The 22,453-nt window shown below is 62.9% G+C and carries 17 protein-coding genes and 1 pseudogene; 11 read left to right on the plus strand and 7 right to left on the minus strand.

Translation table 11 applies throughout. From position 1 onward, the window contains the following. Window positions 1-640 precede the first annotated feature (640 nt). The 4 genes from MRBLSP13_RS20290 to MRBLSP13_RS20305 all read left to right on the plus strand — a co-directional run bounded on the left by MRBLSP13_RS20290 (window position 641) and on the right by MRBLSP13_RS20305 (window position 7,446). The gene (locus MRBLSP13_RS20290; protein ID WP_363756342.1) at window positions 641-1,621 is read left to right on the plus strand and encodes an ROK family protein; all 981 of its coding nucleotides are present in this window, start codon (window positions 641-643) and stop codon (window positions 1,619-1,621) included. Beyond that, complete coding sequence (locus MRBLSP13_RS20295) at window positions 1,614-3,002, plus strand: sugar porter family MFS transporter (protein ID WP_363737076.1); 1,389 nt, start codon at window positions 1,614-1,616, stop codon at window positions 3,000-3,002. The genes MRBLSP13_RS20290 and MRBLSP13_RS20295 overlap by 8 nt, the downstream gene beginning before the upstream one ends. Continuing rightward, window positions 2,999-4,507, plus strand: a complete 1,509-nt coding sequence (locus MRBLSP13_RS20300; RefSeq protein ID WP_363756344.1) for a glycoside hydrolase family 32 protein — start codon at window positions 2,999-3,001, stop codon at window positions 4,505-4,507. Before MRBLSP13_RS20295 ends, MRBLSP13_RS20300 begins: the two co-directional genes overlap by 4 nt. 125 nt (window positions 4,508-4,632) lie before the next feature. Continuing rightward, complete coding sequence (locus tag MRBLSP13_RS20305; RefSeq protein WP_363756346.1) at window positions 4,633-7,446, plus strand: TonB-dependent receptor; 2,814 nt, start codon at window positions 4,633-4,635, stop codon at window positions 7,444-7,446. A 204-nt stretch (window positions 7,447-7,650) separates the two neighbouring features. On the opposite strand, the gene MRBLSP13_RS20310 is transcribed toward MRBLSP13_RS20305, so the two are convergent. The 6 genes and pseudogenes from MRBLSP13_RS20310 to MRBLSP13_RS20335 form a co-directional block, all read right to left on the minus strand. After that, window positions 7,651-8,064 (minus strand): DUF5110 domain-containing protein, encoded by a 414-nt coding sequence (locus tag MRBLSP13_RS20310; RefSeq protein WP_363756348.1) that lies wholly within the window; start codon window positions 8,062-8,064, stop codon window positions 7,651-7,653. A 134-nt stretch (window positions 8,065-8,198) separates the two neighbouring features. Next, the gene (locus tag MRBLSP13_RS20315) at window positions 8,199-8,999 is read right to left on the minus strand and encodes a YncE family protein (protein ID WP_363756350.1); all 801 of its coding nucleotides are present in this window, start codon (window positions 8,997-8,999) and stop codon (window positions 8,199-8,201) included. Between the two features lie 46 nt (window positions 9,000-9,045). Continuing rightward, complete coding sequence (locus MRBLSP13_RS20320; protein WP_363756352.1) at window positions 9,046-10,209, minus strand: TonB-dependent receptor domain-containing protein; 1,164 nt, start codon at window positions 10,207-10,209, stop codon at window positions 9,046-9,048. Then, window positions 10,209-11,177 carry an endonuclease/exonuclease/phosphatase family protein gene (locus MRBLSP13_RS20325; protein ID WP_363756354.1) on the minus strand — a complete coding sequence of 323 codons (969 nt, stop codon included), beginning with the start codon at window positions 11,175-11,177 and terminating at the stop codon, window positions 10,209-10,211. The genes MRBLSP13_RS20320 and MRBLSP13_RS20325 overlap by 1 nt, the downstream gene beginning before the upstream one ends. A gap of 278 nt (window positions 11,178-11,455) precedes the next feature. Next, on the minus strand, window positions 11,456-12,895 hold the full coding sequence (locus MRBLSP13_RS20330) for a CHAD domain-containing protein (RefSeq protein ID WP_363756356.1): 1,440 nt from the start codon (window positions 12,893-12,895) through the stop codon (window positions 11,456-11,458). A gap of 200 nt (window positions 12,896-13,095) precedes the next feature. Further along, window positions 13,096-13,242, minus strand: a pseudogene (locus tag MRBLSP13_RS20335) (IS110 family transposase); the annotation flags it as partial. A 249-nt stretch (window positions 13,243-13,491) separates the two neighbouring features. Here MRBLSP13_RS20335 and MRBLSP13_RS20340 point away from each other — a divergent pair. From MRBLSP13_RS20340 to MRBLSP13_RS20350, 3 genes are all read left to right on the plus strand, one after another. After that, window positions 13,492-14,253, plus strand: coding sequence for an NUDIX hydrolase (locus tag MRBLSP13_RS20340; RefSeq protein ID WP_363756425.1), 762 nt, complete (start codon window positions 13,492-13,494; stop codon window positions 14,251-14,253). Between the two features lie 3 nt (window positions 14,254-14,256). Then, window positions 14,257-14,982, plus strand: coding sequence for an extensin family protein (locus tag MRBLSP13_RS20345; protein ID WP_363756358.1), 726 nt, complete (start codon window positions 14,257-14,259; stop codon window positions 14,980-14,982). A 91-nt stretch (window positions 14,983-15,073) separates the two neighbouring features. Further along, entirely contained in the window at window positions 15,074-15,346 is a 273-nt protein-coding gene (locus MRBLSP13_RS20350; RefSeq protein ID WP_133653979.1) for a DUF4242 domain-containing protein, read from the plus strand. A gap of 72 nt (window positions 15,347-15,418) precedes the next feature. Here MRBLSP13_RS20350 and MRBLSP13_RS20355 read toward each other — a convergent pair whose 3' ends face one another. Further along, on the minus strand, window positions 15,419-18,091 hold the full coding sequence (locus MRBLSP13_RS20355; RefSeq protein WP_363756360.1) for a hypothetical protein: 2,673 nt from the start codon (window positions 18,089-18,091) through the stop codon (window positions 15,419-15,421). A gap of 80 nt (window positions 18,092-18,171) precedes the next feature. Between MRBLSP13_RS20355 and MRBLSP13_RS20360 the strand changes: the two genes are divergently transcribed. The 4 genes from MRBLSP13_RS20360 (at window position 18,172) to MRBLSP13_RS20375 (ending at window position 22,245) form a co-directional block, all read left to right on the plus strand. Beyond that, window positions 18,172-18,474, plus strand: coding sequence for an Hpt domain-containing protein (locus tag MRBLSP13_RS20360; RefSeq protein WP_133653981.1), 303 nt, complete (start codon window positions 18,172-18,174; stop codon window positions 18,472-18,474). 78 nt (window positions 18,475-18,552) lie between these two features. Next, window positions 18,553-19,719, plus strand: coding sequence for a hypothetical protein (locus MRBLSP13_RS20365; protein ID WP_363737064.1), 1,167 nt, complete (start codon window positions 18,553-18,555; stop codon window positions 19,717-19,719). 46 nt (window positions 19,720-19,765) lie between these two features. Next, complete coding sequence (locus MRBLSP13_RS20370) at window positions 19,766-20,863, plus strand: hypothetical protein (protein WP_363737063.1); 1,098 nt, start codon at window positions 19,766-19,768, stop codon at window positions 20,861-20,863. Next, entirely contained in the window at window positions 20,863-22,245 is a 1,383-nt protein-coding gene (locus MRBLSP13_RS20375; protein WP_363756363.1) for a sensor histidine kinase, read from the plus strand. Before MRBLSP13_RS20370 ends, MRBLSP13_RS20375 begins: the two co-directional genes overlap by 1 nt. Window positions 22,246-22,453 lie beyond the last annotated feature (208 nt).

The following is a 22,453-nucleotide window of genomic DNA, read 5'->3' on the forward strand; positions in this document are numbered from 1 at the left end:
GCGCGATAGGGATGGATGATTTGGAACAGCCTTGAGGTAATTGGCAAGGGCGACCGAACGCGAGACTCGCTTGACACATTAAATCACATTGATAGATTTATTGGGTCAGGTGGGGATTCGAGCTTCAGACTATGACAGGTCGGGCAGCATAGTTCCGTGTCTTTTGGCTTCGTTCGGACCCGTGGCGCGCAGCGGCTGTGAATCTCTCCTTTCTTCCGTTGCGAGCGCCTGACCAACCCGACAAAGCTCGTCTGAACCGGACGGGAAGTGCCCAGTTTCCAGACTGCACGCTGGAAATGTAAGGGGGGAGGATAAGGGCTTTCAGCTCAGATCCTCCCCCATTTTTTTGGGAAGCGCGATATCTTTCATCGTCGCAAAAATGCGGTTGACAGACTAAATCACATTTGTAGATTTAATGAGAGCCACATGTGGTGACGGGCAAGCACGAATACGTGCTGCACAGCAGGGAAGAGGACGGTCGTGGCGGCTAACCCACTTGATTTTCGCAGATTGAGCCTTGACGGCGTTCTGTCTCCGGGCTCGCGCTGGGCGGCGCCGCATGCCCGCAATCAATCCTATATTCCTAAAGCTTCAGCCCATGCTTCACCATGCAGGGGTTGGCTTGCCGTGCGAGTAAATCATGCAGAATGACAATCTCCTCCTGGGGGCCGTTGAAGCCGGCGGTACGAAATTCCTCTGCGGCATCGCAGATCGCGACGGGCGTATTATCCGGCAGCAACGGATTCCAACAACTCTTCCGGCTGATACCCTCGCCGCCGCGAGCAGATTCTTTGTGCAGGCCGGTGCTGATCTTGGTCCTTTGTCGGCTTTCTCGATCGGCAGCTTTGGCCCTCTGTCGCTCAACCCTGTCGCCGGGGATTATGGCCGCATCACGTCCACACCCAAGGTCGGCTGGCAGGATGTCGATCTGCTTGGTCATTTTTCCCAAATGATCGACGCCCCAATGGCGCTCGATACCGATGTAAACTGTGCGGCGGTTGGAGAAAGGCTGTTCGGCAGCGGGCAGGGGCTCGATACTTTCTGTTATGTGACGGTTGGAACCGGCATTGGCGTGGGTCTGCTGATCGACGGCGCTCCCCATGGTGGTGCCAATCACCCCGAGGCGGGGCATATCCGGTTGCCCCGCGCCGCAGGGGATGAGCTGTTTCCAGGCATCTGTCCCTTTCACGGCGACTGCCTGGAGGGCTTGGCTTGCGGCCCTGCGATGCGGGCGCGCTGGGGTGTGCCGGGTGAACAACTGCCGATCGATCACCCGGGCTGGGAGATCGAAGCCGACTATCTTGCTGGCTTGTGTGCGACGTTGACGTACGTTGTTCGTCCGGACCGCATCATCATCGGTGGGGGCGTCATGGAATCGCCGGGCATGCACGAGCGGGTCCGGAGTGCCCTGACCGCGAAGCTTGCCGGTTATGACACCAGCATGCGTGTCCTGGAAATGAACGACTATGTCGTGGCGCCTACAGCCGGAGCATCGGCGGGCCTGACGGGCGCGCTGGCGCTCGCCTACCGGACCGCGATACGCCAGTGGCCGATGCACTGGTCCGTTGAACTTCCATCATTCTCCAACCAATCCTCTCTGTCAGGAGCTGCATTTGCATAGTCCCTCTGTATCGGATCGCGCGGCTCACCAGACGGGCGAGGCAGGTGATGCCCGGGTCACCAACGCGATCATCTTGAGCGCGGCCGGCGCGGCGCTCGGCGGCCTCCTGTTCGGTTTCGACACGGCCGTCATCTCAGGCACGACCTCGGCGCTGCAGGCACGATTTGGCCTCAGCGACGGCATGTTGGGCTTTACTGTCGCTTCCGCTCTCATCGGCACCGTGCTCGGTTCGTTGGTGGCTGGAGCGCCGGCCGACCGCTTCGGGCGCCGGGCCGTGATGCTGGCGGTCGCAATCTGCTATGTGGTGTCATCGCTTGGCACGGGCCTTGCGGGTTCCTGGTTGACGCTTCTGGCTTTCCGATTTCTGGGAGGGTTGGCAATTGGCGCTGCGTCCGTCGTGACGCCGATCTATATCGCCGAAGTCTCCCCGGCGCGGTTCCGGGGGCGGCTGGTCGCGATGAACCAGCTTAATATCGTCCTTGGCATCCTGATCGCCTTCCTGTCCAACTACATGATTGCCAACCTTGTGTCAGCGCAGACCGCATGGCGGTGGATGTTCGGCATCGTTACCCTGCCCTCGGCCCTTTTCCTTGTAGTCAGTGTTTTGCTGCCTGAGAGCCCGCGCTGGCTGGCGATCAATGGCAGGGGACCGCAGGCGCTCGGTGTCATGAGGAAGCTTGGCTTTCTTGATCCGGCCGGCGAACTTCGCCACATCCAGGAGGCTGAGGCACGCGTCGATCGGTCTGCGGCGCCCAAGCTGTTCCAGCCAGCTTATGCCCGTCCCGTCGCCTGCGCCATCGCGATTGCCATGTTCAATCAGCTTTCGGGTATCAATGCGCTTCTCTACTATGCGCCGCGTGTCTTCGAACTGGCAGGCGCAGGCGCGGACAGTGCCTTGCTGCAGTCCATCGCCATTGGCGGGACCAACCTGCTCTTCACGATAGGTGCGCTCTTCCTGATCGACCGCTTCGGACGCAAGCCGCTCTTGTACATCGGGTCCATATTGTGTGCCGCCGCCCTGCTTCTCGTCGGCTATCAGCTTGAAAGCGCCAATCCCGACGGTACGCTGATCCTTGTTGGTCTGCTGGGTTTCATCGCCGCCTTTGCCGTGTCCCAGGGCGCTGTCATCTGGGTGTTTATCTCCGAGGTCTTTCCGAGTGCTGTTCGCGGCAAGGGACAGGCGCTCGGCAGCACGACCCATTGGGTCATGGCCGCCGCGATCACCTGGGCCTTTCCGGTGTTTGCAGCCAGCGTCGGCGGCTGGGTATTCGCTTTTTTCGGCGCAATGATGCTGCTTCAGTTTTTCTGGACGTGGAAGGCCATGCCGGAAACCAACGGCGTGGCGCTGGAGGACATGGACCTGGGGAGCGCACAGGCATGACCGGAAAGATTGCCCTGCTGACGGCGGCGGCCCTGATGGTCCCGGTGCAGGCCGAAGCGCAGCGGGCCGACCCCCGCCCGGCCTATCATTTCGCGCCCAAGCGGAACTGGATGAACGACCCCAACGGGCTGGTCTATTTTGAAGGGGAGTATCATCTCTTCTATCAATATAATCCACATGGCGATCGCTGGGGTCATATGAGTTGGGGTCATGCGGTCAGCCGGGATCTGGTAACCTGGCAGGAATTGCCCGTCGCGATCCCCGAAACCGCTGATGTCATGGCCTTCTCCGGCAGTGCGGTGATCGACTGGAAGAACAGCAGTGGTTTTGGCCAGGGCGGCAAGCCGCCAATGATCGCCATCTACACGGGACATAATCCCAAGGCCAAGCTGCAGTCCCAATATCTTGCCTACAGCAATGATCGGGGCCGCACCTGGACCGTGCATGGCGAGGTGCTGAGCGTCGGTTCACCCGAATTTCGCGACCCCAAGGTCTTCTGGCACGAGCCGACGAAGTCATGGGTGATGATCGCGGTCATGGCGCTTGAAAATCGCGCGGTCATTTTCACTTCGTCCAATCTCAAGCAATGGACCTTCGCCAGCAGCTTCGGACCAGCGGGTGGTCGGGGACGCAATTGGGAATGCCCCGACCTCAATCTGCTTCCGGTTGAAGGCGGGAAGCCGGGCGAACAGCGCTGGGTACTCAGCATCAATCTTGGCGACCAGGCGGTCGGGGGCGGCTCTGGCGGCCAATATTTCGTGGGCGACTTTGATGGGCGTCGCTTCACTCCCGTCGAGGGGTGGGGCGGGGAACCGGTCTGGACCGACTATGGCGCCGATTTCTACGCCGCCGTTGCCTGGAACGATCTTCCCAAGGACGATCCGCGTCGCATCTGGATCGGCTGGGCCAACGACTGGCGGTATGCCGAGGCGATTCCCACCTATCCCGCCCGTGGCATCATGACCGTCGCGCGTTCCATTTCCCTGAGGAAAACAGCCCAGGGCTATCGTCTGACGCAGCGACCCGTCCGGGAGCTGGAAAGTTTGCGGAGCGGCGAGCATATCTCGCGGCAGCTGCCATTGGGCAAGGAACCCGTTTCGCTTCCGATCGAGGGCGGCGCCGTCGATCTCAAGGCGGATCTGTCTTGGGAACAAAGCGAGCAGGTGGCGATCACGCTGACCGACGGTGAGGGCTATCAGATGGTCATCGGCGTCAACCCGGCGGTGAACGAGGTTTTTGTCGACCGCTCCCGCTCCGGTCCACATTTCCATGACGGCTTTGCCAACCGCCATGTGGCGCGGGTAGACCTGAGCAGGGGCAAGGTTTCGCTTCGCCTGCTGGTCGATGAATCGATCGTTGAACTGTTCATCAATGATGGCGAACAGACCATCACCGATCGCTTCTTCCGCGGTTCGGGCGGCCTGCGCTGGAGTGCATCGGCCCGTGGCGGACCCGCGATGCTGAACGTCACGGCATGGCCGATCAAGCCGGAGGTGCAGCGCTGACGATCTCCACACTGAAGGGCTGAAACAGCCCCATCACATCGGATGATTTTTGGATTTCCGCTGACGCAGCCAGTCGGGAACGGCTTTGTGCGGCCAGCGCAGCTATGAACAGAGGGAGGATAATCATGAATTTCGAGACAGTTGCATTGCTCGGCTCCACTTCGCTCGCATCTCTGCTGCTAGCGGTGCCTGCCATCGGGCAGGAGGCGGGAAGCGACGTCCCTTTGAAGAAGGGCGAGGAAACGGCCGATTCCGTGTCCGTTCCCGACATCGTGGTGACCGGCTATCGCGCAGCGCTTGGATCGGCGCAGGACATGAAGCGGCAATCCGATGCGATCGTCGATGCGATTGTTTCGGAAGATATCGGCAAGCTACCCGACAATAATGCGGCAGAGGCGATCTCCCGCGTCGTCGGTGTCCAGGTCCTGCGTTACAATGATGAAGCCGGTGTGGTTCTCGTTCGCGGCCTTCCCGATGTGAACACGACCTTCAACGGCCGTGAGTTCTTCACGGCCGACGACCGCGTGCTCCACCTGCAGGATTTCCCCGCAGGCGTGGCTGCTGGCCTGGAGGTCTACAAGTCCGGGACATCCGATCTCATCGAACCCGGCCTTGCAGGCCTTATCAACCTGCGCGCGCGCCGTCCCTTCGACGTCAAGGACACGGAAATTGCCGGCGAGGTCCGCGGATCCTATAATGACCAATCCAAGGCCTTCGATCCATCGGCCAACCTTCTGTTGACCAAGCGCTGGGACACGTCGATCGGCGAGATCGGCGCACTCGTCAATTTCAGCTATGTCCGCATGACTTACCGTAATGCCGATCGCTATGCCGATTCCGCGATCATCAGTCCGCTGGGCTTCGGTACGGACGATCCCGCCGACGACATGACCGTGACGACGCCGGGCGTGGGTAATTTCCGCTTTCCCGCCAATGCCGGCAATTTCTACGAGAAGGGCGTCCGGCATCGGCCCGCCATCAACGGTGCCATCCAGTGGCGCCCGACGCCGGACCTGGAAATTTATGCGGAGGGCCTCTGGCAGGCCTATCGCGGCAAGGTGCTGCGCGACGGCTTCAACGTCAATTTCGAGCGTCGCAGCATCGATGGTGTCGCGCCGACGCTGAGTAATGTGGTCCTGGTCGAAGGGGAGCCGCTCAAGGCAGCCAGCTTCACCAAGACGGGCGGCTATGTGCCCGAATTTTTCCGGTCCACCCAGGACGACCAGACCGACACCTATCAGGCCGCTCTGGGCTTCAAATGGAAAAGCGACCGCGTCACCTTGTCGGGCGACTTCGCCTACACCTACAGCAAATATGAAGCGGACGAAGACAGCGTCGATGGTCAGCTCGCCAGCGCGCCGACCATCAATGTCGATTGGGACGTCAAGGGCTCGGCGGTTTTCGACCTGGGTGATTTCGACAAGACCAATCCGGCCAACTATGTCTGGCGCGGCTATTATCAGCGCCACTTCGTTACCAAGGGCGATGGCGTACAGGGGCGTCTTGATCTCGACCTTGCAACCGATATCGATTGGCTACCCAGGATTCAGGTCGGCATCCGGGCAAGCGATCGCACCGCGCTCATGCAGAACAACAACCGCTATGCCTATACGGCCGGGCTGGGGCTTCCGCTCGCCAGCCTGCCGACGGGTGAACTGGAACTCATAAACGACGGCTTCCGTGGTGACCCCCAGCGCTTTCAGAACTGGCTGGCGCCGACCCGGAGCGCCATTCGGGACAATGTCGAGGCCTTGCGGCAGCTGGCCTATGCGTCGGTGCAGCAACTGACGGTCATGTTTCCCAATGACGGCGGCATCCGCGACGCCGTCACCAAGTTTGCGACCGAGGAAATTCCGTTCGACCCGCTCAATGGCTTTACGGCCAAGGAAGCCAGCTATGCCATGTACGGCCAGGGCAAATATGAGTTTGAACTTGGCGGTATCGATGTCGACGGCACCTTCGGTGTCCGCGTTGTCAACACCGATGGCCGCTATTCCGGCTTTTCGCGGGTGAATGGTGCAGACGGCACATCGCAGATCATTTCGCAAATCTCGCGCCAGAACTATCTGGACGTCCTGCCGTCGATTCAGACACGGATCCGCTTGACCCCCGAATTCCAGATGCGCCTGGCCTATAACCAGACACGGACGCGGCCGAGCTTCGGGCAGCTCAACCCGTCGCTCAACATCACCCGGAACAGCCCCGGGCCTGATGGGTCTCCGCCGCAATATGCGGCCTTCGGCAGCGGCGGTAATCCGGATCTCAAGCCGCTGACATCGAAAAATTACGATGCCACGCTGGAATATTATTTCTCCAAAAATGGGTCGGCGACGCTGGCGGTTTTCTATCGCGATCTGCAAGGCTTCATCAGCAACTATACCCGCGACCTGATGGACCCCGACTATGGGCGCATCCAGATCAACCGGCCGGAAAATGCCGGCAAGGGCGAGATCAAGGGGGCTGAAGCATCCTTCCAGACATTCTTCGATTTTCTGCCCGGCCTGCTCTCCGGCTTCGGCGTCCAGGCCAATGTCACCTATCTCGACGGGACCAATGCCCTGCCAACCGTTCTGGGTGAGGGTGCGCGTCAGGTGCGGATCACCGGCCTTTCCAAATGGGCCTATAATCTGACGGGCTTCTACGAGAAGGGGCCGGTGTCGGCTCGTCTGTCCTACAATCATCGCTCCAGCTACATCAACAGCTACAACCGCAACTCGAACGAGGATCAATATGCCGGGGAGATTACCCGCGGCATTTCGCGCCTTGATTTTTCTGCTTCCTACGAAGCGATCAAGGGGATCACGATCGTCGGCAATGTGAGCAACATCCTGGGCCAGCCGTTCAACAATTATCGCTACTATAATGAGACCCAGTATTTCCCCCGCGATCTCAGGGTCGAGGGACGTTACTTCAGTCTGGGTGTCCGGTTCAAAATGTAATCCTGATCATCTTGTCTCCGAGCGAGGGTCAGGCATGTGCCTTACCCTCGCAAATGACGATCTCGCCGGCGGTCGGCCGCCATTGGCTGTGGTCTTGCCTCAAGCTGAGCAACTCAGCACAGTCGGCGCCTTACGTTGGAAACCGGACTGGCGGGACGCGGTGCACCCACGCCAGTCGGAAACCATCTCCGAAGTGAGCCGGTTTCAGTCAATTATCAGCGTCCTTTCCTCCTTGCGCGCAGGAATAAGCACGGAAATCACCTCATCGCCGCGGACGATTGGAAGATCGCCAGACTTCGTGCCTTTGAGCACCGCCTTCCCGGCCTGATGCGACATCCCATGCACGATAACGTTGAACTCCCGCCACCAGGGTTGGAAGGTCCCTTCGCTCTTCCCGATGGTCACGGAAACGCTGCCGTCCTTCCCGACAGAACAGGTGAGGGCTTTTCTGACGAAAGAGCCCTTGCGGTAAGCAAAGCTTTTGCCGTCGTTCAGATACAGGCTGCCGCTGCAATCCGACCCCGGATAGACATCCAGATCCAGCGGGCCGGTCGGTGTCTCATTGGTGCTCTGAACCAGCTTCTGACGCGGAATGATGCTTCCGCCCCGGACGAACACCGAGAGTTCGTCGAGGCGTGGCGTGACCTCAAGCGTATGGGCAGAAGCCTCGCCCTCATCCTTGAGCGTGATGAGGTTGCCGCCTGAGGTCGTCCGGCCTTTGTGGGCGGGTTTGCGGCTAAGTTAAGCTCATCCTATTCCCCTGGAATCTCGCTGGCGATCATTTCATTCTTCGCGCGGTCGATCGACCAGAGGCGGCCGGCGCGCACCGGATCCCAATCGATCGCCTGGCCCGGCGTCGCGATCGCGACGGTGCGGCGCAGTTCCAGCACCGAACCCGCTTCGGGCAAGGCGAGTTCGTACATTTCCGCCCGGTCATGCCCGGTCACATAAAGCCTGCCATCCTTGCTCCAGCTTGCGCCCGAACAGCTATAAGGGGCGAAACGGGCCAGGACCTCTGCCGGAAAGGTCCATGCCGCTTCCTGACGGAAGGCGTTGTCCATGCGGACCAGCAAAGTGTAGCGCGTGTCGCGTCCCGGCTCTCCGCCCTTGCCTGCATAATTGGCGAATATTGCCCACCATTTGCCGCCATGCCGATCAAGCACCGTCAGCGACCCCGGGCCGAAACCCAGGCTTACGGTTCGCAGATGACGGAGTGTCGCCGTGTCGAAAAATTCGACCGCGCTGGTCTGCGGCACGGCGGGATAGTTGGATGCGGCGCATACCAGTTCCCGCCCGGCCACGGTACAACTGTTCATATGGGGAAACAGTCGCCGATCCCCCTGCCATTGCGCAACACGCTTGCCGGTATCGATGCGATATTTGCCGATCCGGTCATTATCGATGGCATAGACGAATCTGCCGTCCGACGCGGCGCCCTGATTGGCTTCGGGGGCGGAAAGGCGCAGGCTCACCCGCTCGGCAGGCGGCGAAGATGCCTCCTGCGCGAGGGCGGGGGCCGACAGGCCTAAGCCGGCAAGCAGGAGCCATTTCATATATTGCCCTCCATGGGGAAATGACTGCTGTCGTAGGCAGCCAGTTTTACCAGTTGCAAGCGACATTCAGCATCAGCCCACGGGCCTGATCGGTCGCATGCGCAATGCCCGAACGGTCATTGCGCAACAGCGCATTGCTGGCAAGACGGTCGGAATCCGTCAGGCGCAGCGCGACGCTGAGCGGGGTGCGATCAAGACCGGCAATTTCGTACCGCAGCTCCCCCATGACATGCATCGGCCCCCGCAATTCCGTCGCTTCATGCCACAGGGCGGGCCGGCTGCTTCTTGTGCCGCTCAGCGTCGCGCTCCAGGGGCCGCTGTTCCAGCCAGCCTGGACCGTCATGCTTTGTTCGGTGACGGAACCGTTTTCGGTCCGCTTCAGTTGCGTCGCGCCATAGCGCATCGACCAGTGCCATTTTGAGGAGAGGCGATGACTGATACTGACGGCGGCGCCCAGAAGGCGGGCGGAGCCGCCGTCCACCGGCATATATCCATGGTCAGTAAAGAGCAGCCGATCGTCGAGGCGCCCCTGAAAAGCCGTTACCTTCACGCCCAGATCCGCTGCGGGCAGCCAATCCGCGTCGAAGCGCAGGCGGCGGTGCCGTTCGGGCCTGAAATTCCGCGACCATGTCCTGAAATCCTCCCGGGTCAGTCCCATTGGCCCGGTCCGGCCGGTTTCGCCATAGCCGGTCAATGTTTCCCGATAGTCGATCATCAGGTCAAGATCCGCTCCCGGCCTCCAGCCTATGGCGACCCGCGGCATGAACCAGTCGCGCGTGCGAAGGCGTTCATTGCTGCCGAGCGAAGTGACATTTGCGCCGCGATTGCTGAGCTTCATCCCCTGGAAACCTGCCCTCAGAGTCAGCCGCTCCGCCAGCGGAATGCGGTCTTCAAAGGTCATCAATACCATGCGGCTTTGCGATAGGGCAGCGGATGAAACGGGTTGATCGCTACCGCCCCATCTGCCTCCAACGAACCGCTGCTTCTGCCGCCGGACGACTATCGCGATTTCATGGGTGCGATCGTCGACAGCAACCCGCGCCAGCCGCGGCAATCTTGAATGCCTGCTCATATTGGTCGCAGGCGGCAAAATCCGATGCGCGAGGCCGGGCTTGAGGAAAAAGGCTCCGTTCATGTCGGCGGTCTGCGCCTGCGCGGCCCCTCCAGACAGCAGGAGCGACGCCGCGAACCCGCAATATAGGGTGCGCATCAGCGGCCTCCCAGTCGTGGGAGTTCGCCGCGCTCCGCAAAATGGATGAGTTCATGCGCTCCGTACCTCTTCGGGGCATAATCGATCACATAACCAAAATGATCGGATAGCGGTTCGCCTGTCACTTCGTTGCCGAAGGGCACTTGCGCCTGCCGAACGGGCAGGGCGGTGCCGCTCGCGTCGCGGCCGAACAGCCAGTCCTTGCCGTGGCGGGCGGCGTGTAACAGGTCTCGCCGCATAGTGGCTTCAGCCAGCTGGCCGTGCGCGAGCGCCTGGATTGCACCTCCCAGGGCAGGCGTGATGAAGGATAAGCCGGATCGCGCGAAGGCGGTAAAGAAACTGGCCTGGCGTTGCTGGTCGCTGCCGATATTCATGTCCCCACCCAGGATCATGGCCTGTCCCTGCGGCACATGCCGGGCAACGAAACCTGCCATCAGATCGACCTGACGGGCAAAGGCCTGTTGCGATCGCGCAACAGGCACCATCGCCGCCGAACGGGCGTTCAGATGGGCATTGACGACGCTGACTCGCCCGACGCCGGGAATGTTCAGATGGACGATCAACACGCCCTTATTGGCAAGGCAGTCAAAACCGGCACAGGCAAAGTCCGGAAAGGCCATGCGCTCAATCCCGAGGACAGGATAATCCGAAAGGATCATGAGGCCGCTGTTCAGAGACTTGCCCATATTTTCGCCCCGGTCCCAGCGGGCGGCCTTGATATAGTGCCTGTCGATACCGTCCATGGCCATCGTCGTGCGCAGGGCTGAATCGGGACCCATTACGGCATGCCGGTAACCGGCCACGGCAGCCACTTCCGCAGCCTTGGAGGAGAAAACCTCCTGCATCAGGACGATGTGCGGCTGGCGTCGATCACGGCGCATCATTGCCAATCGCTCGCCAATCCGATCCAGGGCGTCATCCCGGTCAAGCGCGATCGGCCAGGGCAGTCCCTTGATATTATATGTCATGACCGACAGCACATTGTCTGGTCTCTCGACCCTGACAGTGTCTGCCGCGACTGCCTGATCCCCAAGCCTTGTTTCGCCTATGCCGATAGGCGACAGCGCGCCTATAAAGGCGAACAGGATTGTGAAAGATGTTTTGAACATGGCGCCCCCCAAGTTTGAAGGGCAGCTACCCAAACATTGGGTCGTGGCGATTTCGTTCTTATGGCAGTATAATGAATATTCATCTTTCTACATGGGTAGTGCCGGCGATGCGGAGCATGCCTGTTTGAGCGGCCGGATCAGCGCCAGAAGCGTTTCAGGTCGATCAAGTCTTCCCATGCCTTGCTGGCGTGCCGGATCAGGGTGTGGCGATCGGCATGGATATGCTGAGTGCTGGACTTGTCGATGCCCAGCTTGTCGATGATCTCGTCAGCGGTTGCGAGGTCGTTGAGGGCGCCGAGATCGTCCTGCAGCTTTTCCATCGTCTTCAGGAATTTCCCGTGACGTCTTTGCTGTTTGGGCGTGTCGAACAGATGGGCGAAAAATTCCGAAGCGTAGCGGAGCTTCTTCGCATCCTTGCGCACCTCATGCCGCTCGCTGTCCGATCCACGGGCGAGATGGCGACCGTCCTTCTTGATGCATCGCCGCAACCGGCCAAGCCGGTCGTCCGCAAAACCGATGGCGGGTCTGCCCGCCAGTTCATGGTTGGTGAACCAGTCGTCGTCACCCAGCCATTCGATCAGATCCATCATCAAGGCGCGGCTTTCGGCGGCATGCAGTCGCCGCTCCACCTTTTCATAGGCGGCTTGCCGTGCCTCCTCGATCCTGCTCAACGCTGCTGGCGGTAAAGGTTTCTCCTTGAGGACGTCGAGATTGCGCGCATCCCCCAGCACCGCCGAAAGGTCGCGCAGCCGGGTCTTGAAGCGCTCGGCCCTCTCGCGCTCCAGGATCGGCTTGAAGATCGTGAATGCCGAGCGCAGCCGCCGCAGCCCGACCCGCGCCTGATGCAGGGCGGCGGGATTGGGCGCTTCCAGAAACAGCGTCTCGTTCAGCCGATATTGCCGCAGACAGCCATGGACGATGGCCCTGAATGCATCAGCAACGCTGGCGTCTTTGGCGAGCGACAGCGCCTCCGCCTTGAACGCGGTGCGTGCCGGGCCGAGCAGATCATAGCCGCGTTCCGCCTTGCTCTGAACACCCAGGCGAACGGGGACGATGGCGTCGATCTGCCGGGCGAGCCGAAATAGATCGGCGGGCTGTCCGGATTTGAGTTCCAGCTCCATTTCGTTGATCGCGCTTGTCCGCCCTGCAACCACAGCCGCGCCATGATCGAGAACCAGTTCGACGTCCGATCCGCCCGACCGCAAATGCCAAGTCCGCCGCTCATTCTGCACCTCGAAGATGACGCCCAGGCCGTTCACCTCCTTGCCGAGTGCATCGATCAGGGGCCTCAGTCCCTCGACCTTGGGCTGGTCGTCCTTGACAGGCATTTCCCATTCCGATCGTTCGAACAGGCCCGCAGCCTGACCTTCGCAGCCTTTGAGGGTCTGGGTCCTGCTCCGGCCCGCACGGCGGATGCGCAATGACATGGCTTGGGCGCGCAGCTTCTGATCGGGCGTGTCGAAATAGAGCGAGCGCTGTCTGACCACGGGTGCCGCCTTGCCCAGAAGGTCGCTCGCCTCCAGAAAGGGGATGGCGTCGGGTTCGAGTTGCAGTTTGAGTTCCGTCTCGACCGGCATTGCGGCACTCCCTTGATCCGATGCCCACCGGGCCGTTCGTGAGCGCTTCATGAGCCATTGCGCAACGGACGAGGGAGCATGAAAGATGCGCAGCTCGGCCTTGACCGCTTTCCGCTTATGAAAAGTGGTTAACATGGATTGGTTTGCCGTTGAAGGCTATCCGGCTCAAGGCGGCAAGGTGGTGCATGTTCGGCCGGATCGGCTGCGGCATCGGCAGCATTGTTCCTTTGCCGTTTGACGAATGGTTTGACGTAGATTGGCAGGATCAAGCGGACCTCATGCCCGAGTGATTGAGCATGGCGGCCCCAGAAATGGCTGGTCGCTCAGGCTTCCATCGCAATGATGCAGGAATCCTGCTCGCACAGAAGTTGCTCCATCTTCGCCCGTGACATCGTCCGGTTGTACAGAACCGACCCCGCGCGATCCGTTCACAGATCTGGAAGCTCCGCTTTCGCCAAGATGTACCTTCTGCCATCTGCTCCCCCTCCGTGCGCCAGATCGGCGCAATCAGCATCATACGATGTCGGGCCAAGGGGTTGACGCAAGGGACTTTACCGCCAGCGATTTGGATGCCTATTGGCGGTTTCATGACAGATATGCTTCCTGAGAGCCGCGCTGCCTCGACCGTGGTGATCCTGCGCGACCGGCCGGGCGCGGCCGCGGAAATCCTGATGATGGAACGGGCGTCGAGCATGGCCTTTGCCGCAGGGGCACTGGTCTTTCCCGGTGGGGCCGTGGATGCCGGCGACCATGCGCTTGCCGAAAGGATCGCAGGTGGACTGCCTGTGGATGAGGCAGCGGCGCGGATAGCCGCCGTTCGGGAAACCCTGGAGGAAAGCGGCCTTGCCATAGGCTTCACATCTCCTCCGCCGCCGGATCGGCTCCCCCTCATGCGGCAGGCGCTTGCGGCGGGGATGGCCTTTGGCGACATGCTTGACGAGCATGGGCTGGAGATTGCGCTGGATCGGCTGGTGCCCTTCGCCCGCTGGCACCCCGCGCGACTGGAGCACGCGCAGCGCGTTTTCGACACCCGCTTCTATATTGCACGGGCGCCGGAAGGACAGAATGCGAGCGTGGACGCCACCGAAAATGTGCAACTTTTCTGGAGCAGCGCGGCGGACACGATCGCTCGCTGCGACCGGGGGGAGGGGCGGATCATCTTCCCCACCCGCCGCAATCTGGAACGGCTGGCTCAATTCAATGGCTTCGATGATCTGTCGGCGCATGCCTTGTCAATTCCGGTCCAGACGGTCACGCCCTGGTTTGAGGAGATAGAAGGGGAGCGGCATCTCTGCATTCCCGATCATCTGGGCTATCCGGTTACGTCGGAACCAATGGGGACTGTCCGGCGTGCTTGAGGCATGCGCCGGCTTCACCTCTTTTTGCGCCGCCTTGTCCAGATCGGGGCAATCCTGATCATTTGCCTTATCGGCTATGCCTATGTCGGTCGCCAGCCTCAGAATGTGCCCTGGACGCCCCTTGATCTGGCCCAGCCGGTCGGCCTGTTCACCGGGCGCAAGCTTGCCCTGCTGACCGCGCATCCCGCCGAATGCCGGGCCCTGCTCGACCGGGCGGGGGTCGCCTATGCGCGCATGAAGCGGGGAGGCAAGGACCAGTGCGCCTATGCCGATGCAGTGCGGCTGGCGCCCGCCAGGGACGCGATCATGCTGGAACCGGCGGCGGTCGCGCCCTCCTGTCCGGTTGCTGCCGGCCTCAAGGTCTGGGAATGGCAGGTCGTCCAGCCAGCCGCCCAGCGCTATTTCGGCCGTGCCGTGCGCCGGATCACGCATTTCGGCGCCTATAGCTGCCGTCGGCTTTATGGCCGCAGCGCCGGGGATTTCAGCGAGCACGCAACGGCCGATGCCATTGACGTGGCGGGCTTCATCCTGACGGACGGCCGCCGGATCGGCGTTGCGGCTGACTGGAGCGGGGAGGGGAAGGAAGCAGAATTTCTGCATGAGGTTCGTGATGGCGCCTGCGGCCTGTTTTCGACCGTCCTGTCGCCCGATTACAATGCGGCCCACCGCGATCACCTGCATCTTGATCAGGCGGAACGCGGCGTGTGGGGCGGGCGCGCCTGCCGTTGAGGTTCCAGGCCGGCCCTAACCCGATATCGTCCTCGAAATCGGCGCGCGAAGCGCCTATGATCCGCGCGTCTTTTCGGAAAGGGAGGACGTCATGCCGCAATTCGTGATCGAACGGGACATGCCTGGCGTCGGCCAGTTATCGGGTGAGCAGCTAAAGGGCGCGGCGCAGGGATCCTGCAATGTGTTGCGCCAGCTCGGCCCGGATATCCAATGGGTCCACAGCTATGTGACGGACGACAGGATCTACTGCATCTATCGTGCGCCGAGCGAGGAATTGATCCGCCAGCATGCCGAAATGGCGGGTTTCCCCGCAAACAGCATTGCCCGAATATGCGCGACGATCGATCCGACAACGGCCGACTAATCTGTCTGGCGAAAGGGGTGGCGATGGTAAGCGCCTCATGCTCCTTCGCTTGAGCATGAGGCAGGATAACACCTATTGCCGCAGCCTTTCGATCGCCTGCGCCAGCGCGACATAGAGCTTGCCCATGTCGGACGACAGGATCGCCACGCCCAGCGCATTGCCGTCACGGGCAGACAGGATGATCCGCAGCATCGATTCGAAGTCGTGGATGTAGCGATTCACATGTTCCTGAAATTCAGGATCATTGTCGTAATGCAGGGCAATTTCGCGGGATTCGCCGGCGTCGAGCAATTTGACGGCGCGGCGGGTGAAGACGCCGCGGTCGCCCTTCAGATAGGCTGACCAGGCCGAATCCGTCACATCATTGGAGAGTATCTTCGAAACATCGATCGCCGTGCTGTTGAGCGATTCGATGATCAGCGCGGACCGTCGCGCGAAATGGTCGCGGTCGCGGTCCTCGGCGATGCGATCGGCCTCCTCTATCCGCGCCTCCAGGCTGGCGCTGGTGTCTGCGATGGTCAGGAGCTGGCGGGTCAGGCGGTCGGAGGCCTGATGGGCGGCCTTGACGGCTTCCTCCGCCACCTTGGCGACCATTTCGATCTGGGCCGTGACCTTTTCGTCGATCGCGCGCTGCATGGCCTGTTCACTGGCGTCGGCAAGCGCGTTTGCCGCTTCGGGAATGGCGCGGCTCAACGCCTGGCGGGCGCGTTCGGCCGCCTGGTCGGCCGTGTCCTTGACGCGGAGCAACGCCGTGACGAGCAGTGGCCCCGCGCCTTCGGTGATGCGGGTCGCGTCCTGATGCGCATTGTCGAGCGCGGTGCGCAGCTTTTCCACCAATTCGCGATTGGCATCGACGCCGCTTTGCGTGCTTTCCAGCCATTCGGACAGGCGGCGTCCCTGGCCGCGGAGCAACTCCTCCGCCTCCTGGGTCCGGCCGAGCAGCGCCTCGGATATGGCCTCCAGCCGCTCGATCTCCGGCGCGGCACTGTCGAGCAGGGTGCGGCTGGTTTCGATCCTGCCGTCGAAGCGCTGGAGCGCCGCAGGGAAGGTTTCGTCAAGTTCGCGGACGCTGGAATCAAGCGCGACCATCAGCGTTTCTGCGCTGCCTATCAGCTTTTCGGCGGTCAGCCCGCCCGCCGCCAGGGCGGCGTCGATGCGCTGCGTTTCGGCCGTCAGGCGCGATAGCGCTTCGGTCAGCCGCTCATTGCGGGCGAGAGCAGACTCTTCCATCGCGGCAAAGCGGGACTGCGCAGAATCGACCGCCTCGTCCAGGCTGCGCTGCAGGCCGGAGACAAGCGTGCGCTGGCCCTCGACCAGATTATTGATCAGGTGCAGGCGACTTTCGATCTCACCCACATGATCCGCAAGGTTGGCGACGGTTTCATCCCCGATGGCGGCGATGCTGTCGCGCGACCGGGCGATGAGCGCCTCCAGCGCCTCCGTGTGGTGGATGATGCCCTCGTCCGTCAGCCTGATGCCCTCATGGGTCTGTGCCACGGCCGCTTCCACTCGCTGGCGCAGCTCGGCCTCCACGGTTTCGGCATCGCGGGCCAGGGTGGAGAGGGCGGACTGGCTGGTAGCTGCGATCCCGGCCTGCGCACCCTCTATAAGGGCCTTGAGCGATGTGGCCTGCGCGGTCAGATTGGCGTCGACCGCCGCCATGGTTTCCTGGGCGCGCCCATGCGTGGTTTCCAGGCGGTGCAGCACGTCGATCTCGACGCGGTTCAGTTCCTGCGTCAGCAGGGCGATGACCGACTGGGTGGTCTCCGCTATTTCCGACTTGGTCCGCTCGGTGAGGCCGCTCAGCACGATCGACTTCTGTTCGATGTCGAGCCAGCTCTCTTCCATCGCCTTGCGCGCGCTCAGGGTCGTCGCCTCGATCCGGCCGGAAGCGAGATCGGCCATGCCGGTCACTTCCTGCGTCGCCGAGCGCGTGGCCTCCTGAAGTTCCGTGAGCTGGCTGGACAGGCTCTTGGTCGCGGACAGCGTCCGGCTGCGGGCATCGTCGGAAACTTCGCCCAGCGCATGCAGCCGCGCTTCCAGCATGTCGATGCGTTCCGCCAGCGCGTGGCCATTGTCGACGATCTGGGCCGACATGCGCGTCGCGCGATCCTCCAGCGCCGGGATCGAGGTGGCCAGCGCTTCCATGCGCTGGACAAGCGCCAGTCCGGCCCGTTCGGCCGCTTCGGCGCGTTCGGCGGTGCTGTGGGCGCGGCTCGCGATCAGCTCGGCCGACGCCTCCATATTGCTGCTGGCGGCCGCACCATAGCTGTCGAGCAGTTCCGCCTGGTCCTGCATGGTCTGGCGTGCGGTCTGGAGCTGGCTGGCGATTCGCGCAACCCGCCGCTCCAGCAGTTCCGCTTCGGTCCTGAGGGCGCGGGCGGTGTCGAGATAGCGGCGGGATTCGCTGCGGCTGTTCCGCAAAAGCAGCAGGTAACAGACACCCAGCAGGATAAGCGGGACCATGATGGTCGCAACCAGTCCCGGCCATGCCGCGGGCCCGGCGCGCCATTGCCCCGACGACAGCGTCGCCCAGCCGGCAAAGCCGGTCCAGCCAAGGCCGGCGACGAGGGAGGCCCAGGCCGCGGCCGGCATGCCATGCCCGTCGCCCTCTGCGGCCATGGCCTCATCCTCCAGGTCCAGAACGGCCTGTTTCAATAGCAGGGTGTCGTCCGCCTGCGCCGTGTCATCGGCCGGTGCTTCCTTGTCCCGCCAGAATTCGACGATTGTGCTGCCCCCATTCATGCGAGCCATCCTAGCAGCTTTTGCGCGTACGAAAATGCCCTGTTACCAAAACTTAACGCAAGCCAGATAGCGTTGATCCCATGTCCTATGATCCAGGCGCCCTGAATGCCGCTCTTGCCGCCGCTGTCGGCGACGACAGACCGCTGATCGAGGATCTGCGCGTCGCCTTCATCGAAAGCGCGGAGCGGCAGGTCGATCTGCTGGGGCGTTCGCGCTGCGACGCGAACTGGCAGCTCGCCGCATGGCGGCTGAAGGGGCTGGCCGCGAGTTTCGGCCTGACCGCCCTGATGGCGATGGCTGATGAAGCGGCCGACGCCGCGCCGGGGGATCCGCGCATCTTGCGGCGGTTGCGCGCCGCTCTCGACGATCTCATGCAAGGTTGACGCGTCAGTCCGCTTGCGCGATCGCGTCCGCCTTGTAACAAGGTGGGCTAAACAAGGATCGGGTCGGTTTCATCACGCATGACTTTTGCGGCTATTCTCAGCGCGAGCCGGGCTGGCGGCGATTCGGCCGGATCGCTGCGCGCCGGCCTGCACTTCGCCGGACAGACGCTGGTGGAATATCAGGCGCGGCAGGCCGTGCGCGCAGGGGCCGACCGGGTGATGATCCTGGTCAGCGTCATCACGCCCGCCCTGTCGCAGGCCGTCGACCGGCTGTCGGCTGACGGCATCGCCATCGCACTGGTCCGCGACATGGTGTCGATGGTGCGCGATGCCCCCCGCGACGCTGACGCTCTGCTGGTCGCGGACGGCGCAATCATCGGGCAGGACTATTTCGAAGCCATGGCGGCGCAGCAGGGCGACGCCCTGCTGGTGACGGACGACAGCCGGGCCAGCGCTCCCTTCGAACGGATCGACGCCGGACAACGCTGGGCCGGGCTCGTCCGGGTCAGTCCGGACCTGTTGTTCAACACGCTCGACATGATCGGGGACTGGGATCTGGCGCTGACGCTGGTGCGCGGTGCGGTGCAGGCCGGCGCGCGCCGGATTACCGTGCCGCAGGACGACCTGATGGAAGGCCGCGTCGCGCTGGTGGAAACGCAGGAGCAGGCGGATCTGGCGGCGCAGGCGGTGCTTGCCAGCGGACCGCGGCTCCGGCGTGTCCGGGGTGCAGCCGAACATTATCTGCTGGGCCCCGCCGCCCGGCTGATCAGTCCGGCGCTGATGCGCATGCAGGTTCCGGCATTGCAGGTGCGGATTGCCGCCATGGCGTTGGGGGCGATCGCGCTGGTGCCGATCGAACTGCTCTGGACGGGCACCGGCTTCTGCCTGCTGCTGGCGTCGCTGCTGCTGGCGGAGACCGCTGACCGGCTGGACGAGATGGCGCTGCGGCCGCTGCCTGTCGGCTGGATCGCCTTTATCGTGCCGGCTTTTGTTCTGGGGGGGATCGCTCTCGCGGGAGAAGGACCGATCGCGACCTATCTGGCGCTGCTGCTGGCGATCATCCAGATGGCGGATCGCTGGCAGAAGGCGGGACCAGCTCGCCCATGGATGATCTTCACGCCCGCCAGCGCACTCTTGCCCCTGCTGTTGGCGTCGCTCGCCGGGGCGCTCGCGCTGACGTTCGACCTGGCGATGCTGTGCGCCATCGCGTCGGTGGGAACGATGGTCCTGCTCCGCCGGAATTGAACGATTTTGCCCGTTACGGTTTAGTGCATTTTAACGACGTGCCATTATGCTGGCCGGCATGAGCGCCTTTTCGTCCCTGATCGGACCGACCCAGGCGGACTGCTGGCCAATGGCGCAAGTCATGGCGGGCTTGTCCGCCGTGCCCGTCGGCCATGCCATTGATCTGGCGTTTTTCTTTCCCGATGACGGACGGGAACGGCATGACGCGCTGGTGGCGGAGACCCGGCGGCATTTGGGCGGATGCCTGACCGCCATCGAGATCGGATTGCGCCTGGCGCTGGAGGAAACGCCGGAAATTGCGGCTGCGCTGGCACCTTGGCCGCAACCCGTCTGCTGGCCGACCCTGTGCGCGCAACCGACACTGCTGGCGCCGCCGCTGCTCGCCCATATGCAGATGCGCGGCGGGATCAGCCTGATGCTGCGCCAGTTTGGTGGTCCCGATGGCGGCGTGGGCAGCGAATCGGAGGTGGAGCCGCTGTTCGCAGCGGGCGACCCGGCCCTGGGTGAGGCGCTGGCCGCACTGATGCTGGCGGAGGGGCGCTGGCTGCTGACCGCGGCGGAGGATCAGCCGATGCAGCCTGATCTGCCCGCCGGCTTTTTCGCGGAATTGCTGTGGACCGCCGCTGCCTGCCTTGCAGCCATCGCCCAGCGGAGCGGCCTGATCGAGGTGGAAGCGGTGCTGCCCGTGGTCGAAGCCGCAGCGCAGCGCCAACTGGCCCGGCATGACGAAGCAACGGGGCCAATCGCGGCGGCGGACAGGCTGGTCCGTCAACTGGACACCCATGCCGATGCGTCTGAACTGATGGCGGCCGCGCTGCAGCACAGGCATTTCCTGCTGTTCGCCGCGCTCGCCGGGCGAAGATTGCGGATGGCGAGCGCTCAGGTCGCCGACATACTGGTCATGGGGCCAGTGGGGCAGGTCGCTGCTCTTTGCCGCGCGCTCGGCGGATCGGACAGCGATTACCGGCAATTGCTGCTGGCGCTTCGCCCGGTGCGGCCATCCCTGTCGGACGCGACCATCGTCGGGGAAGCCATGCGCTATCAGGAACTGAGCGTGGCCCAGGCCGACGCGGCAGTGGGCGCCCTGCGCGCACCGGCAGCGCTGCGCGCGAAGCTCGATCATCTGCGGCGGATCGCCGGTTGATGAACATGCCGGCGCATCCCGCCGTCATCCGGGCCACCGTCGCCTCGGACGGTCGGCTGCTGAGTGCGGACGCGCCCTTGCTTTCCTTGCAACAGGAGGCGGGTGGCGACATCGGCAGCGCGCTGGCGATCCCGCAATTGGCGGCGATGGCGCGACTGGCGACGCATCTGGGCATCGCCCTGTCCCGCCCCGTGGTCGCGGCGGCGGAGCGCGGCGACATCGACATGTGGGTGCGCGCCAGGCCCGAAGACGAACGGGTACAGCTTGCCATCATCGATTGGCATGAGCGGCAAGCAGTGGCGCTCCCGCTCGACCTGGCGCGGCGGGAGACCGACATCGCCGCCCTGTCGGACGGCTGGACATGGCAGATCGACACGCAACTGCGCTTCCAGATCGTGCTGGAGGGTCTGGGCAGCGAAGGAACGCTTCCCACCGCGCCGCCGGTGCCGGGCAGTCGCTTCACCAGCTATTTCGAACTGCGTGCCGATGCGGACGGCGATCTCGCCATCCTGCGCGGTTTTGCGCAGCGGCGCGCCTTTCGCGACCAGGTAGCCGGATTGACGAGCGACCCCGCGCAGCGCTTCATTCTGTCGGGCTTTCCGATGTTCGACCTTGCCGGGCAACTGGCGGGTTACCGGGGCAAGGCGCTGCCCATGGACCGCGCGGTGTCGGCGCCGCTCGCCACGCCGGAGCCGCTGCTATTCTATCCCGCCGAATTCGGGAAAAGGCTTGATCGTTCCCTGCGCCGTCCCCTGGGGCGGATCATCGCCAATGCGGATTCGATCGCCGCGCAACTGGAGGGGGCGCTGCGGCCGGACTATCTGGGCTACGCCCATGATATTTCGGCGGCGGGGCGTCATCTGATGGCGCTGATCGACGATCTGGCGGACCTGCAGGCGATCGACCGGCCCGATTTCAGCGTGATCGCGGAGGAAGTCGACCTGGCCGACATCGGACGCCGCGCCGCGGGTCTGTTCCTGGTCAAGGCGCGGGATCGGGAAATCGACATTCTGCCACCCGCGCTGGATGCAGCGGAGCCTGCCGTAGGGGAGTTTCGCCGGGCCTTGCAGATCCTCATGAACCTGGTCGGCAATGCGGTGCGCTATGCGCCCGAGGGATTGACCGTGCGGATAGAGACGGGCCGGTCCGGCGGCCAGGCCTGGATCGCCGTGCAGGATCAGGGAGGCGGGATAGCCGTCGACAGTCGCGAGCGCGTCTTTGACAAGTTCGAGCGGCTGGGCCGCAGCGATGCGGGCGGCAGCGGTCTTGGCCTTTACATTTCGCGGCGTCTGGCGCGGGCCATGGGCGGCGACATCCGCATCGACGACGCCCCCGAAGGCGGCGCCCGCTTCATCCTGCTGCTTCCCGCATTGCAGGGATAGGCGGTTTCGGCGCGACCGGAACCGATCGCTGATCAGGAAATAGGTCCGCTGGCATATGGTTGTCCGATCACCTCCGGCGCTTTGGGCGATCTCATTTGGTGGGGTGCTGGCCGCTCGAAATGCAAGCGCCGTCGCTTCGATCGTTGCGATTGTCTTCAAAGCGTCACAATAATGTCATCCAGTAGTAAGACATATTTTCTAGCAGCGC

The organism is Sphingobium sp. LSP13-1-1.1 (genome assembly GCF_040676415.1).
Taxonomy (GTDB): domain Bacteria; phylum Pseudomonadota; class Alphaproteobacteria; order Sphingomonadales; family Sphingomonadaceae; genus Sphingobium.

What these genes read in the sequence shown, in the direction of transcription:
- MRBLSP13_RS20360 (WP_133653981.1), top strand. Translation starts at nt 18,172, where the DNA reads ATGTCCTATGATCCAGGCGCCCTGAATGCCGCTCTTGCCGCCGCTGTC.
- MRBLSP13_RS20290 (WP_363756342.1), top strand. Translation starts at nt 641, where the DNA reads ATGCAGAATGACAATCTCCTCCTGGGGGCCGTTGAAGCCGGCGGTACG.
- MRBLSP13_RS20345 (WP_363756358.1), top strand. Translation starts at nt 14,257, where the DNA reads ATGCGCCGGCTTCACCTCTTTTTGCGCCGCCTTGTCCAGATCGGGGCA.
- MRBLSP13_RS20330 (WP_363756356.1), bottom strand. Translation starts at nt 12,895, where the DNA reads ATGCCGGTCGAGACGGAACTCAAACTGCAACTCGAACCCGACGCCATC.
- MRBLSP13_RS20305 (WP_363756346.1), top strand. Translation starts at nt 4,633, where the DNA reads ATGAATTTCGAGACAGTTGCATTGCTCGGCTCCACTTCGCTCGCATCT.
- MRBLSP13_RS20325 (WP_363756354.1), bottom strand. Translation starts at nt 11,177, where the DNA reads ATGACATATAATATCAAGGGACTGCCCTGGCCGATCGCGCTTGACCGG.
- MRBLSP13_RS20315 (WP_363756350.1), bottom strand. Translation starts at nt 8,999, where the DNA reads ATGAAATGGCTCCTGCTTGCCGGCTTAGGCCTGTCGGCCCCCGCCCTC.
- MRBLSP13_RS20375 (WP_363756363.1), top strand. Translation starts at nt 20,863, where the DNA reads ATGAACATGCCGGCGCATCCCGCCGTCATCCGGGCCACCGTCGCCTCG.
- MRBLSP13_RS20350 (WP_133653979.1), top strand. Translation starts at nt 15,074, where the DNA reads ATGCCGCAATTCGTGATCGAACGGGACATGCCTGGCGTCGGCCAGTTA.
- MRBLSP13_RS20365 (WP_363737064.1), top strand. Translation starts at nt 18,553, where the DNA reads ATGACTTTTGCGGCTATTCTCAGCGCGAGCCGGGCTGGCGGCGATTCG.
- MRBLSP13_RS20300 (WP_363756344.1), top strand. Translation starts at nt 2,999, where the DNA reads ATGACCGGAAAGATTGCCCTGCTGACGGCGGCGGCCCTGATGGTCCCG.
- MRBLSP13_RS20320 (WP_363756352.1), bottom strand. Translation starts at nt 10,209, where the DNA reads ATGCGCACCCTATATTGCGGGTTCGCGGCGTCGCTCCTGCTGTCTGGA.
- MRBLSP13_RS20355 (WP_363756360.1), bottom strand. Translation starts at nt 18,091, where the DNA reads ATGAATGGGGGCAGCACAATCGTCGAATTCTGGCGGGACAAGGAAGCA.
- MRBLSP13_RS20340 (WP_363756425.1), top strand. Translation starts at nt 13,492, where the DNA reads ATGCTTCCTGAGAGCCGCGCTGCCTCGACCGTGGTGATCCTGCGCGAC.
- MRBLSP13_RS20370 (WP_363737063.1), top strand. Translation starts at nt 19,766, where the DNA reads ATGCTGGCCGGCATGAGCGCCTTTTCGTCCCTGATCGGACCGACCCAG.